Annotated in this window: 12 protein-coding genes; 9 read left to right on the top strand and 3 right to left on the bottom strand. The window is 69.2% G+C overall.

Annotated elements, in window-relative coordinates:
- Positions 1-45: 45 nt before the first annotated feature.
- The 3 genes from CcI156_RS12420 (at position 46) to CcI156_RS12410 (ending at position 4,124) form a co-directional block, all read left to right on the top strand.
- Complete coding sequence (locus CcI156_RS12420; RefSeq protein WP_076805793.1) at positions 46-1,809, top strand: sensor histidine kinase; 1,764 nt, start codon at positions 46-48, stop codon at positions 1,807-1,809.
- Positions 1,800-2,519, top strand: a complete 720-nt coding sequence (locus CcI156_RS12415; RefSeq protein ID WP_076805792.1) for a response regulator transcription factor — start codon at positions 1,800-1,802, stop codon at positions 2,517-2,519. Before CcI156_RS12420 ends, CcI156_RS12415 begins: the two co-directional genes overlap by 10 nt.
- A 237-nt stretch (positions 2,520-2,756) precedes the next feature.
- Complete coding sequence (locus CcI156_RS12410; protein WP_076805790.1) at positions 2,757-4,124, top strand: citrate synthase; 1,368 nt, start codon at positions 2,757-2,759, stop codon at positions 4,122-4,124.
- Between the two features lie 103 nt (positions 4,125-4,227).
- Here the strand turns inward: CcI156_RS12410 and serC are convergent, their stop codons facing one another.
- Positions 4,228-5,352: a phosphoserine transaminase gene (serC, locus tag CcI156_RS12405; RefSeq protein ID WP_011434558.1), complete on the bottom strand. Its 1,125-nt coding sequence runs from the start codon at positions 5,350-5,352 to the stop codon at positions 4,228-4,230.
- Positions 5,345-6,490, bottom strand: coding sequence for a citrate synthase 2 (locus CcI156_RS12400; protein WP_076805788.1), 1,146 nt, complete (start codon positions 6,488-6,490; stop codon positions 5,345-5,347). The genes serC and CcI156_RS12400 overlap by 8 nt, the downstream gene beginning before the upstream one ends.
- Before the next feature lie 390 nt (positions 6,491-6,880).
- Here CcI156_RS12400 and CcI156_RS12395 point away from each other — a divergent pair, with 390 nt between their 5' ends.
- From CcI156_RS12395 to CcI156_RS12380, 4 genes are all read left to right on the top strand, one after another.
- Entirely contained in the window at positions 6,881-7,276 is a 396-nt protein-coding gene (locus CcI156_RS12395; protein ID WP_023840616.1) for a toll/interleukin-1 receptor domain-containing protein, read from the top strand.
- Positions 7,277-7,392: 116 nt separating this feature from the next.
- Positions 7,393-8,196 carry a pyridoxamine 5'-phosphate oxidase gene (gene pdxH / locus CcI156_RS12390; protein ID WP_035729252.1) on the top strand — a complete coding sequence of 268 codons (804 nt, stop codon included), beginning with the start codon at positions 7,393-7,395 and terminating at the stop codon, positions 8,194-8,196.
- Between the two features lie 924 nt (positions 8,197-9,120).
- On the top strand, positions 9,121-9,921 hold the full coding sequence (locus tag CcI156_RS12385) for a hypothetical protein (protein ID WP_011434553.1): 801 nt from the start codon (positions 9,121-9,123) through the stop codon (positions 9,919-9,921).
- Between the two features lie 20 nt (positions 9,922-9,941).
- Complete coding sequence (locus CcI156_RS12380; RefSeq protein WP_023840613.1) at positions 9,942-10,676, top strand: L,D-transpeptidase; 735 nt, start codon at positions 9,942-9,944, stop codon at positions 10,674-10,676.
- Positions 10,677-10,749: 73 nt separating this feature from the next.
- On the opposite strand, the gene CcI156_RS12375 is transcribed toward CcI156_RS12380, so the two are convergent.
- Positions 10,750-11,400 (bottom strand): UdgX family uracil-DNA binding protein, encoded by a 651-nt coding sequence (locus CcI156_RS12375; protein ID WP_076805786.1) that lies wholly within the window; start codon positions 11,398-11,400, stop codon positions 10,750-10,752.
- A gap of 209 nt (positions 11,401-11,609) precedes the next feature.
- Here CcI156_RS12375 and CcI156_RS12370 point away from each other — a divergent pair, with 209 nt between their 5' ends.
- Both CcI156_RS12370 and CcI156_RS12365 read left to right on the top strand, forming a co-directional pair.
- Positions 11,610-12,680 (top strand): hypothetical protein, encoded by a 1,071-nt coding sequence (locus CcI156_RS12370; RefSeq protein ID WP_254847396.1) that lies wholly within the window; start codon positions 11,610-11,612, stop codon positions 12,678-12,680.
- Between the two features lie 259 nt (positions 12,681-12,939).
- On the top strand, positions 12,940-13,275 hold the full coding sequence (locus tag CcI156_RS12365; protein WP_023840611.1) for a hypothetical protein: 336 nt from the start codon (positions 12,940-12,942) through the stop codon (positions 13,273-13,275).
- The last annotated feature ends 17 nt before the right edge of the window (positions 13,276-13,292 follow it).

Raw genomic sequence — 13,292 nt, 5'->3', positions numbered from 1 at the left:
GCGACGCTTGTTCGGTGAGATTCCGGCTACATACGGTGGATTGAGGTGCCTCATCCGCGTGTACCCCGCCGGCTGGCCGCCTGCGCCGCCCGCCACCGCTCATGGTGCTTCGGCATCGGGGGTGTGGCCACCACGGCCGGAACGGTCGCCTGCCAGTGGCCGGCATTCTCCGACAACCCGGTGACGGCGGGCATCAACGTCTCGGTGGCGCTCACCTTCGTCCTCACCGGAGTGCTGCTGAACGGTGAGGACGCGTTGGGCAGCGCCACCGGAGCCATGATCTTCAGTGGTCTGCTGTGGGCACTGACCTGGACCGTGGCGTGGGACGAGGGTCCGTCGGCTTTCATCTCCACGTTCGCCTACACGCATTTCTGGGTCTGTCTCGGCTGGGGCGCGCTGCGATATCCGGTCGGGCGACTGCAGAGCAACCGCGAGCGCGCCCTGCTGGCGAGCGCCGTCCTCCTCATCCCGGTGGCAAACCTGGGACTGGTCGGCATCTCCGACCCGACCTGGTTCGGATATTCCCGAAATGTCTGGTGGTATGGCTCGCCGATCGACCGGGATGCCTTCGAGGAGAYCATCTGGGTCCTCGACAGCCTGACCCTCGTGCTGGCCGCGGCCTTTTTTTGGGTCGTCCGCGTGCGGCTGCGCCGCTACTCCGCGCTCGACCGCCGGATCTTCGGACCGGTCGCCATCGCGCTGCTGGTCGCGTTCACCCTCGCCGCCACGGTCAACATCTTCGTCTGCAACCCCAGCGGAGCCTACGTCCCGCCGGCCTTCATCCTCATCGCGCTCGCGCTGCTGACCATCCCCCTGGCCTTCGCCGCGGCAGGCGTACGCCGCCAGCTCGCCCGCGCCCGCATCGCCCAGATCCTGGCGACGCTGCCGATGCCACCGACGGTCCCGGCCGTACGGGACATCCTGCGTACGGCTCTGCACGACGACTCCGCCGAGCTCTTCCTATGGATGCCGCAGGAGCGGCGGCACGTCGACGCCGACGGCRCCACGGCCACCCCGCCCCGCCCCGGAGCCGGCCGGCTGCTCGTGCCGGTGACGACCTCGTCGGGCGCGCCACTGGCGCTGATCTCCGCCACCGCCGCCCAGGAGCGCAACCGCGACCTGGTCACGGTCGCCCTGCAGGCCAGCGCCATGGCGCTGGAGAACGCCCGGCTGCACGCCGCCGTGGCCGCGCAGTTGGACGCCGTACGCGCCTCCCGGGCCCGCATCGTGGAGGCCGGCCTGATCGAACGGCGCCGCCTCGAGCGCGATCTGCACGACGGCGTCCAGCAACGGCTGCTGGCCCTCGCCACCAGACTGGGACTCGCCCGGACAAAGACCTCCGACCCCGATACGATCTCTGCCATCGAAGCCGCTCGCGAGGATCTGCATCATGCTCTCCAGGACCTGCGCAGTCTGGCCCGGGGAATCCACCCGGCCATGCTGAGTCAGGGTGGGCTGCGCCCAGCCCTGGAGGTGGTGATCGAGCCCCTCCCCGTCAAGGTCGAGTTCGACATCCCGACCGTCCGGTTCGAGCCGATCCTGGAGGCCGGCGCCTACTACACGATCTGCGAGGCGCTGACGAACACGGTCAAACACGCCGGGGCGGCCCAGGTCCGGGTGACGGTCCGGTGCGTGGACGGCGGCATCCTGATCGAAGTCACCGATGACGGTAAGGGCGGTGCCGTCGTGGTCGAGGGTGGCGGGCTCGCGGGTCTCACGGATCGGGTACGTGCGCTCGGCGGCGACCTGAGCATCGTCAGCCCGTCCGGCGGCGGCACCCGGCTGACTGCGAGCATCCCGTGCGGGTAGCCGTCGCGGACGACTCGGCCCTGTTCCGCGAGGGGCTGGCCATGCTGCTGGCCGCCGCGGGAGTCGAGGTCGTCGCGCAGGCCGGGACTGCGGACGAGATCATCGACCAGCTCGCCGGCAACCGGCCCGACGCCGTCATCCTGGACATCCGGATGCCTCCGACGTTCACCGACGAGGGGCTGATAGCGRCCGAGACGATACGTGCGGCCCATCCCGCGATGGGCATCCTGGTGCTGTCCACGTACGCCGAGACGCCGTACGCGCTGCGGCTGCTGGGCGACGGGGGCGGCGGCATCGGATATCTGCTCAAGGACCGGGTGGACGACATCACCGCGCTGCACGACGCGTTACGCAGGGTGGTCAGCGGCCGGCTCGTCGTCGACGAGGAAGTCATCGCCGGCCTGTTGGCCCATCGCCGGCGGGCCGACGAACTGGAACGCCTCACCGCCAGGGAGCGGGCCGTGCTCCGGCACATGGCCGAGGGACGATCGAACCAGGGCATCGGCGCCAAACTCCATCTGGCGCCGAAGACCGTCGAGAACCACGTAGCCAACGTCTTCACAAAGCTGCGGATGCCGGCCTCCGCGGACGACAACCGTCGGGTGCTGGCCGTGCTCGCCTGGCTCCGAGCCACCGGCGGCGAGGCCGGCGGCGAGGACCGCTCCTCGCTCTGCGAGGAGCGGTCCACCCGGTTGGGCGAGCCGCGGTGACCATCGAAGCGTGATTCCAACCCCGAGCGCAGCCACGGGAGACTCTGTCCCACCGGGGGTGGTGTAGCACACGTGGGACGGAGCTCACCGATCACGGGCATGTGCAGGCACGAACGGYCAAACTTGGGAACAACCATGTGAGCCAGCGAACCGGCGTGAGCGCTCCGTACCCGGACGCGCGCCCCGACTTGGGCTAGTGCCGTCATTGCGGCACCGCCACAGCGAGAGGAGCCCGGCGTGTCCGAGCAGGTCAGCACACTGACCGTCACCGACAACCGCACCGGAAAAACGTATGAGATACCGGTTACGGACGGCGCGGTACGTGCGAGTGCGTTTCGCTCGATCAAAACGAGCGACGACGACTTCGGGCTGATGACGTACGACCCCGCCTTCACGAACACGGCGAGCTGTAGGAGTGCGATCACCTACATCGACGGTGACGCCGGCATCCTGCGCTACCGCGGCTATCCGATCCAGGAGCTGGCGGAGAAGAGCAGCTTCCTCGAGGTCGCCTACCTGCTCCTCGCCGGCGAGCTTCCCTCCGCCGAGGAGCTGTCGACCTGGGAAGACGAGATCACCCATCACACCCTGGTCCATGAGTCGATCAAGAAGTTCATCGACGGCTTCCACCACGACGCGCACCCGATGGGCATGCTGGTCTCCACGGTAGGTGCGCTGTCGACCTTCTACCCGGACGCCAAGACGATCGACGACCCGGGGCTGCGCCGGCTGCAGATCGTCCGCCTGATCGCCAAGATCACSACATTGGCGGCGTTCTCCTACCGGCACTCGGTCGGTTTCCCGTACGTCTACCCGGACAACGACCTGTCCTACGCCGGCAACTTCCTCAACATGATGTGGAAGGCCACCGAGCTCAAGTACGAGCCGGACCCCAACCTGGAGCACGCCCTCGACGTGCTGTTCATCCTGCACGCCGACCACGAGCAGAACTGCTCGGCCAACGCGATGCGCGCGGTCGGCAGCTCGCAGGCGGACCCGTTCTCGGCGGCCGCCGCCGCGATCTCCGCGCTCTACGGTCCGCTGCACGGTGGCGCCAACGAGCAGGTGCTGCGGATGCTCTCGGAGATCGGGTCGGTCGAGAACATCCCCGCCTTCATCGCCCAGGTGAAGGACGGCAAGAAGAAGCTGATGGGCTTCGGCCACCGGGTCTACAAGAACTACGACCCGCGGGCCCGGGTGATCCGTCAGGTCRCCGACGAGGTCTTCAAGGTCACCGGCACGAACCCGTTCCTCGACCTGGCCATGGAGCTGGAGCGGATCGCGCTGGAGGACGAGTACTTCGTCGCGCGCAAGCTCTACCCAAACGTCGACTTCTACACCGGCATCATCTACCAGGCGATGGGCTTCCCGGTAGAGATGTTCCCGGTGCTGTTCGCCATCGGCCGGATGCCGGGATGGCTGGCGCAGTGGGAGGAGGGTCTACTCGACCCCGAGCAGAAGATCGCCCGACCGCGCCAGCTGTACATCGGCTACGACCAGCGGTCGTATGTCCCGATAGACGACCGTAGCGGGGTCGGGGACAGCGGGATCGACCCGATCGCGGCCCAGGCGGCCCAGGCGGCACCGGAGCGCCCGCTGCGCTGACCGGATGCGGCCCCACCGGGGCCGCGGCGTCTCCCGCGGCCCCGGCCCTTGTGGTTGGCCGGCGGCTCCCGCCGGTTCCCGGCGCCTACAGGTGCTCGACCACCTACAGGTGCTCGACCACGTAGTCGATGCTCGTGGTGAGCGCCTCGACGTCGGCCGGCTCGACCGCCGGGAAGCAGGCCACCCGCAGCTGGTTGCGGCCGAGCTTGCGGTAGGGCTCGACGTCGACGACACCGTTGGCGCGCAGCACCTTGGCCACGGCGGCGGCGTCCACCCCCTCGAAGTCGACCGTCACGACGACCTGTGAACGCGCGGCYGGGTCGGCGACGAACGGTGTCGCGTAGGAGGTCTTCTCGGCCCAGGTGTAGAGGATGGACGACGATTCCGCGGTYCTCCGCACGCACCAGTCCAGCCCGCCCTGGGCGAGCATCCACTCGATCTGGTCGGCGAACAGGAACAGCGTCGCGACTGCCGGGGTGTTGTAGGTCTGGTCCTTGGAGCTGTTGTCCCGGGCCGTGGTGAGATCGAGGAACGGCGGGATCCACCGGTCCGTCGCGGCGATCTCGGCGAGCCGGTCGATCGCCGCCGGGGACACGAGCGCCGCCCACAGGCCGCCGTCGGAGGCAAAGCTCTTCTGCGGCGCGAAGTAGTAGACGTCCACCTCGCGCACGTCGACCGGCAGCCCGCCGGCCCCCGAGGTGGCGTCGACCAGGTGCAGGGCGCCGTCGTCCGCACCCACCGGCCGGCGGACCGGACGGGCGACACCGGTCGAGGTCTCGTTGTGCGGAGTGGCGTAGACGTCGATGCCCGCCTCCGGCGCCCAGTCCGGATGCGTACCGGGCGGCGAGGAGATCACCGACGGCGCGGCCAGGAACGGCGCGCCCTTCGTCGTGTCGGCGAACTTGCCCCCGAACTCGCCGAAGACGAGGTGCTGGGAGCGGGTCCGGACGAGGTTGAAGGCTGCCGCGTCCCAGAAGGCGGTGGCGCCGCCGATCCCGAGCACGACCTCGTAGCCCTCGGGCAGGGAGAACAGCTCGGACAGGCCTGCCCGCACCCGGCCGACCAGGCTCTTGACCGGCTTCTGCCGGTGTGAGGTGCCGAGGTAGGTCGCCCCGCTCGTGGCGAGGGCCTCGACCGCCTCGGGACGGATCTTCGACGGGCCACAGCCGAACCGGCCGTCCCGGGGACGCAGCCGGTCGGGCAGCACGATCGCGGGAGCGTCAGCCACGGCTGACCCCCGGCAGAACGTCACCGAGCGGGCGCGGAGCGGGGCCCACGTACCGCGCGGACGGGCGGATCAGCCGCCCGGTGCGTTGTTGTTCCAGGATGTGGGCACTCCAGCCGGCGGTGCGGGCACAGGTGAACATGGACGTGAACATATGGGCCGGCACCTCGGCGAAGTCCAGCACCACCGCCGACCAGAACTCGACGTTGGTCCGCAGCGGGCGATCCGGGAACCGATTGGTCAGCTCCTCGATCGCGGCGGCCTCCAGCGCCTCCGCCACCTCGTAGCGGGTCGAGCCCAGGTCACGAGCGGTCCGGCGCAGCACCCGGGCCCGCGGGTCCTCGGCGCGGTACACCCGGTGCCCGAAGCCCATCAGGCGCTCCTTGCGGTCCAGGGCGCGGCGGACGTAGCCGAGGGGGTCGCCGGTGCGCTCGACCTCGTCRAGCATCGCGAGCACCCGGGACGGAGCACCGCCGTGCAGCGGACCGGACAGCGCACCGACGGCAGCCGACAGCGCCGCCGAGGCGTCCGCGCCGGTCGAGGCGACCACCCGGGCGGTGAACGTCGAGGCGTTCATGCCGTGCTCGGCGGCCGAGACCCAGTAGGCGTCCACGGCCTGGACGTGCCTGGGATCCGGTTCACCACGCCAACGGATCATGAACCGCTCGGTTATCGTCCGGGCCCGGTCAACCTCCTTCTGCGGCACCGCCGGCTGACCAAGGCCCCGCGCGGACTGGGCGACGAACGACAACGCCACGACCGATGCCCGGGCAAGATCGTCCCGTGCCTGCTCCGGGGTGATGTCGATCAGCTGGCCCAGGCCCCAGTAGGGCGCGAGCATCGCGAGCGCGCTCTGCACGTCCACCCGGATGTCACCGGAGTGCACCGGGACCGGAAAGGGCTCGGCCGGCGGCAGTCCGGGCTCGAACGCCCCGTCGACCAGCAGCCCCCAGACGTGGCCGTAGTCGACCTTGCCAACAAGGTCTTCGATGTCGACGCCGCGGTAACGCAGCGCGCTACCTTCCCTGTCCGGCTCGGCGATCTCCGTCTCGAAGGCGATCACACCTTCCAGACCGGGCTTGAAATCGMTTGTTTTCTCGGCCWTCGAGTCCGGATCTCCGCTTCTGTCTCTTGGTCCCACCGGTTCTGTCTCTATGGTCCCGCCGGCGGCCCGTCCGCGTCCTGCTTCGTCGGTGCTGCTTCGTCGGTGCTGCCTGCTTCGTCGGTGCTGCTCCGTCCGATCCTGCCGTGAGGCCTCCCAGCGCGCCAGGGCGCAGGTGCCCCGCGATGCTCCATCCAACCCTTATCTGGGGCCGACCGCGCACAGACCGACGCACCGGGCAACGCGAAACCCATAAAATATGACGTAAGTCACAGCAGTTTTATCTATCATATTACTATTTATACGAATATGCCGAAAGTCGTGAATGGAAAGTTTGGTCAACTGAGATCATTCCGCGCTACGGTCGGGCCTCGTGCCTGGAACGCCTGACCGGCGGCAGTCACGCAGCGCGAACACGACGGGAGGATCATGGCGTTCGTCTTCATCAGTCATCGCGCAGCGGACATCGCACCCGCCGAACGGTTGGGCCGGGCGATCGGCGCGGCGGGGCACGCGGTGCACCTGGACCGTTGGGAGATACGCATCGGCGACACCGTGTCCATGTTCATGAATGAGACGCTCGCCGTCGCCGACTTTCTCGTGCTCGGATACTCAACGTTGGGAATCCACACGCCGTGGATCGTCCAGGAATGGCTGCCCGCGCTGGCCGATGATCTCGCCGCTCGCGGTATCACCCTGGTACCAGCATTGTTGTCGGGGTCGTCGGGCGGCGACGCGCCATATCGGCTGGCCGGCCGACGGTGCACCGACCTCACGGTTCGCTGGGACCTCGGCGTCCGCGAGATCCTGGCCGAGCTCTCCTGACCGGGACGACGGACCCTGGCCCGGCGGGATCACTCTCGGGGCCGTCCCGCTGGGGTGCGCGGCCTGCCTGGCAGGATCGGGGCGTGGCCCCAGCCTCCGCTGCCGACGAGCCGCCGGTGGGCGGTCCGGACCCGGACGTCCCCGATCTGGACGTCCCCGATCCCGCCCTGCTCCGCCAGGGCTACCGCGCCGGTCGTCTGGAGCCGGAGCATCTCGCGCCGACCTGGGTCGAACAGTTCGCCGCCTGGTTCATCGACGCGGCCACCCCCGGGGTAGGCGTTCCGGAGGCCAACGCGGCCGTGTTCGCGACGGCATCCGCCGCTGGGCGGCCCAGTGCCAGGACCGTGCTGCTCAAGGGGTTCGACCAGCGGGGCTTCGTGATCTACACGAACTACGCCTCGCGCAAGGGCCGTGAGGCCACCGAGAACCCCTTCGGCTCGCTGGTCTTCCCCTGGTACGCCCTCGAGCGCCAAGTCGTCGTCATCGGATCGATCGAGCGCGTGAGCCGGGCCGAGACGGAACGCTACTTCCAGTCGCGTCCGCATGGTTCGCAGCTCGGCGCCTGGGCCAGCCACCAGTCGACGATCATCGAGTCCCGTACGGTGCTCGACGACCGCGCCGCCGAGCTCGCGGCCCGTTGGCCCGAGGGCACCCGGGTGCCGACACCGGAGTTCTGGGGTGGGCTACGCATCGTGCCGGACACCGTGGAGTTCTGGCAGGGCCGCGCGGACCGGCTGCACGACCGGCTGCGGTACCGGCGGGTGTCGGTACCGGCCGACGGCGGCGGCACGGACTCCCTCGCCGTCGCCGACCCGGACGCCACCGGTGTCCGGGTCGGCGATGCGGGCGGCGGCGATGCGGGCGGCGGCGTCCCGACCGCGGCCGAAGATCTCTGGGTCGTCGAACGCCTCGCCCCTTGAAGTCTCGCCGATCTTGGGAGAACTTTGGCTGAGGGCGCGTACACAAATCCACAGGTGCCGGCTCCGGTGGCTCTGGCTGGGCCCCGTCCTCGCATCGAGAAGACCCTGCCTTCTGGGCGCTCTCCGTTGTAGCTGTGACTACTGTTCTCGTTCCCGTGCTACTGGTCCACGGCACCGGACAACGAAATGCTGACGCGAGTGAACTGAGGTGCGGCCCGTTTCTCGGACACCAGCAAGATCATCCGTAACTCGTAGCTGCGGGACCTCATCCAGGACCACCTCGCCATACGGTGGAGGCCGGAGCAGATCTGCCAGGCTCTGCGGGCACGGTTCCCCGGGCTCCAGTGTGTTGAGCTGGTGGCCGTTTGATCCTGCCGCCTGGGCGTGTGAGGGCGGGGCCGGGAAAGCAGTGATCAGGACGCCGGTCAGGTCAGGAATCTGGCCTAAACCGCGGAGAACAAAGGGATTTTCGTTGGTCTTCTCGTCGACGTCGACCTGTGTCAGGAGCACGCCGCAGGCGTGGGCGAGGCCTTCGGGCAGGTGCACGTGGCGGCTGCCGTGCTGGGGGCGCATCGTCGTTCCATCTACCGTGAGCACGCGCCGTACCCGGCCCGCCCGCCATGTCGGGCGGTGTGGGGCGGCGTCGAGGGCCGCCAGTGAGCCTGGATCCAGGCTTCGGCAGCTCTTTCCAACGCCGCCCGGTGCGGGCGTCCCGGGCCCATTCCCCTTCCCTGTCGAACATGAAGTGTCGAGAACTCCATGATCGACAAAGGGGTCGCGCCCGTCCTCCGTCCCTCTTCGACCCAACAGTTCCGCTACGCCGGACCCRGCCCGCCGGGGACGAACGGCGCGTTGCTACCTTCTTGGCTGCAATCGCTCCTGCCCGCAATCAACGTGCTCGGCACACGTCGAGGAGACGGATTTATGCGTATCACCAGAATGCGTGCCGCGGTGGCCGGCGTTCTCGGCATGGCGACCATCGCACTGGCCTCCCCGGCGCTCGCCGAAACTCCGGAACCGTCGCCCACCGCCATCGCGACGGCCACGGCCGCCGTCACCCAGTCGAGTCCGTCCCCCCTCGTCTCCGACACCCCGACGGCGACCCCGAAGACAGGGCCGTTGGCCGGCCTGGACTCGGCGGGCAAGCCGACCGGGTCGGCCGGCCCGACCGCCACTGCGAGCCTCGATCCGAGCGCCACGCCGAGCGCCACGCCCACCGACGCCGCGGCTCTGATTCTGGACGCGACGGCGAGCGCGGCGTCCTCCGCGACCCCGACCAACGGCACCGGCAAGCCGACACTCGATGGTTTCCTCGACCTGCTGCCCTTCAAGGTCCCGCTGGACAAGCAGATCAACAGCATCGACGACATGGACGTCAACCCGTTGTTCCTCACCTTCACCTGCGACGGCTCCGTCCCCTCCTGGAAACTGAAGAACACCGCGGACAAGGCCTTTGGATTCGGCTGGTTCGACACCAGCCTGCACGGCGGGATTCTGGACATCGGGCCGAAGCAGACCGTTGACCTCCCCTCGAAGGCACTCGCGGTAATCGGCTCCCCCTGGGACGCCAAGACCAAGGTTCTGCTCGTGACCGTGCCGACGGTCGGTGTCTCCAACTGCACGGGCGGATCGGCCCCGCCRCCGCTCGCACCGCCCGCTCCGCTACCCGTCGCGGTGCCCGCCGCCACGAGCGCCGTCCCGGCCGATCCGCACTACACGCGATGAGCTCCGGACCTGGTCCCAGGATGGCCGCGGGCGCCCTCGCGGCCATCCTGGGTGGCGTCGTGCTGACCGGCTGCGGCGACGGCGCCAGGAACGCATCCACCGATCTCTCCCCGCAGGTGCGCAACCAGCTCGCCGCCGCCGCCGGACTCGGCCAGGGAAAGAGCACCGTGGTCACGGCCGTGGGTGCCAGCGTCGACGTCTACAGCGCCCCGACCGACACCCAACCCTCCTCCACTCTGGCCAGTCCGAATGAGAACGGCGTCAAGCGGGTCTTCCTCGTCCAGGCCAAGCTGTCGGGATGGTGGCAGGTACTGCTGCCGGTGCAGCCGAACGGCAGCACCGGATGGTTGAAGGCGGACCAGGTCACCGCGTCCGAGACGCCGTACCGGCTGGTTGTCTCCCGCAGCAGGCACCGACTCCAGGTGTTCAGCAACGGGACGCAGATCGCCGAGGAGCCGGTGGGGATCGGCACCGCCGACACCCCGACGCCGGGCGGGCGTTTCTATCTCATGGAGCTGCTCAAGCCGCGTGATCCGAACGGTCCGTACGGGCCGTATGCCTTCGGGCTCAACGGCTTCTCRACATCACTCAGCTCGTTCGGCGGCCACAAGCCGGTCATCGGCGTGCACGGGACGAACGAACCAAAGCTCATCGGCAAGGACGTCAGCCACGGATGCATCCGCCTGAGCAACGACGCGATCACCAGACTCGCCCAGACCGTTCCCCTCGGCACGCCGATCGACATCGTCGCCTAGACGAAGATCGTCACCTAGACGAAGATCGGTAACGAGGCCCTTCCCGGTGGAGGATCGCCGGGGCCCGGACGGACTATGCGTCCACCGAGGCGGACGGGTCCATGGTGGGACGGGCCGCCACGGCGATCCGCAGATCGTTGACGAAGCCGGCGTAGACCTCGTCACGGCGGGCGGGATCCGCCCGTAGCACCGCACTGGGATGCAGCGTGGCGAGCAGCTGAGCCCCGGAGCCTGCCGGCCCGGGGAGCAGCCGGCCACGCATCTTCGTCACCCGGAACGACGRTCCGAGCAGCGACATGCCGGCCGTAGCCCCCAGGATCACGACGATCGCCGGCCGAACGAGGTTGAGCTCCGCGGATAGCCAGGGACGACACGCGGTGACATGCCGCAGGTCCGGGGTCTGATGGATCCGCCGCGGACCGTTGCCGGTGCGATACCGGAAGTGCTTGACGGCGTTCGTCGTGTACACCTCGGCACGGTCGAGTCCCACCTCGCCGAGGGCCCGGTCGAGCAGCTTGCCGGCGGGGCCCACGAACGGCACACCCCGCCGGTCCTCGATGTCGCCCGGCTGCTCGCCGACGAGGGCGAGCCAGCTATGCGCGGGGCCGACCCCGAAGACCGTGCGGGTGCCGGGCAGTTGTGCGAGGTCGCATCCCTGGCAGTCGGCGGCGGCCGCCGCCAGGGTCGGCAGGTCCGCCCGTGGTGGTATGTGTACGGGCTGCATGCTCATCCACCGATTCAACCGGACGGGCCCTCGCCCGTCCGCACGAGCCCTGGGAGACCCGGTGTGCCGGGAACCCGGTGCCGGGGGTGCCGGGGGTGCCGGGGCCGGATATCTGGCCCCCGGCGGTCGGGGCAAACCACGGGACCACCCCCACAAAATAGCGGCGTGTCATCATTCAACTACACAGCGTTTGMTGTTGTGCTGTACGGGTGACGCTTGCCGTGGAGTGGGATCGGGGCTTCTCCGACGCCTGGTCGCAAATCGCCGCGACAGCCCCGAAAATTGGCCTTTTCCTCGCGATCTGTCTGCTCGGTTGGCTGTTGGTTCGGGCGGGTACGCGCCTCGTCACCCGGTTRACCGAACGCGCCGGCCTGGATCGGATCATCGATCGCGCCGGCCTGCCGCGGCTACTGCACCAGCCGGCCCCGAGCGTGCGTGCGGGCGGGCTGCGGGTGCTCATGGGCATCGGCCTGCTCGGCGTGCTGCGGATCGCGCTGGGGGTCTTCGGACCGAACGCGGCCGAGGACACCGTGACCGATCTACTCGCTCTGCTGCTCCACACCCTGCTCGCGACGCTGGTCATCATGATCGGGGTCGGCCTCGGCCGGGTCGTCCGGACCTTCGTCACGGAGGCACTACGCGACCTCGCGTACGGACGGGYGGCCGGCAACATCGTGGCCACCGTGCTCGTAGTCGCCTTCGGCAAGGCGGCGTTGGACGAGGTGGGACTCGCGACGTCGGTCACCACACCGCTCCTCTGGGCGATCCTGGCCTCCCTCACCGGTGTGATCGTCGTCGGCGTGGGAGGCGGCCTCATTCGACCCATGCAGATCCGATGGGAGGAGATCCTCGATCATGTCGAGGACACCGCCGCCGAGGCTCGGGCGAAGTGGCACGATCGCCGCCCCACCACGGTGCCCCAGGTATCGTCGGTCTCYCACCGCCCGTCCACACCCCACGGCTTCCCGGGTCCCGCCGGTCCCACCGGTCCCCCGAGCCCACACACCTCCCGGGGACACGCAGACTCCCCGGGACACACAGACTCCCCGAGGCACACAGACTCCCCGAGGCACGCAGACTCCCCGGGACACACAGACTCCTCGGCACACGCGCCGAAACAGCCGCTGCCACYGCCGGCCGTCGCCTCGCCCCGACCCCCGATCCCGCCACCGGGTGAGGGACCACTGTCCAAAACCGGCTCCTCCGAACGACCTCCACCGTCCGCGGTGGACGAGCCCCCGCCGACCGCCGACCGACCGCTTCCGGGGGGACCCACGTAACGTGTGGTCCGTCCCCCACGTCCCGGTCGCGTCGACCGGTGGATGTGCGTTCGGCGAACTGCGGCGCGTTCGGGCCCCAGGTGGGGCACTCTGGAAGAGGACGGACGGTAAAAGTCGGTCACTGACCTCGACCACGCATATCGCCCTGACCCGGACACCTGACCCAGCCAGGGGACCCCGCCGGATCGGTCCGCATGTGGCCGATCCTCACGGCGGAAACCTCATCAACGTCACGAGTGGCGAGCGGAGGGACATCTCGGTGGACGAGCTCTCGGATATGGAGCGCTCCCGACTGCTCCTCGGCTGGCTGGCGGCGCGGCGTGCCGTGGACAACTGTCTGTCGGACCTGCTCGCCGCCGGTCCCGCCGGGGAGCGGCGGGTACGCGAGTCACTCGCTCTCGTGGACGATCTGGAAAGCCGCGCCCAGGAGGCGTTCGACCGTTACCGCACGGCCGCGGAGAACACGGAGGCACGGTCATCGGGCCGCTGGGTACCTTCCGACGCGGATCGTCCCAGACTCAATGTGGTCCGCGCCCCCGAAGGCGATCTCGCTCGTAGTAGATCGAACACGAAGAGCAATCACCGACACCGGTGACGCCCGGGGCGCTGGAC

This window comes from Frankia sp. CcI156, assembly GCF_001983015.1.
GTDB classification, from domain to species: domain Bacteria; phylum Actinomycetota; class Actinomycetes; order Frankiales; family Frankiaceae; genus Frankia; species Frankia casuarinae.
Note: the sequence above shows the minus strand (reverse complement) of the source record. Positions and strands in the feature narration are given on the sequence as shown.

Coding starts and splice junctions, on each gene's coding strand:
- CcI156_RS12395 (WP_023840616.1), top strand. CDS start 6,881: ATGGCGTTCGTCTTCATCAGTCATCGCGCAGCGGACATCGCACCCGCC.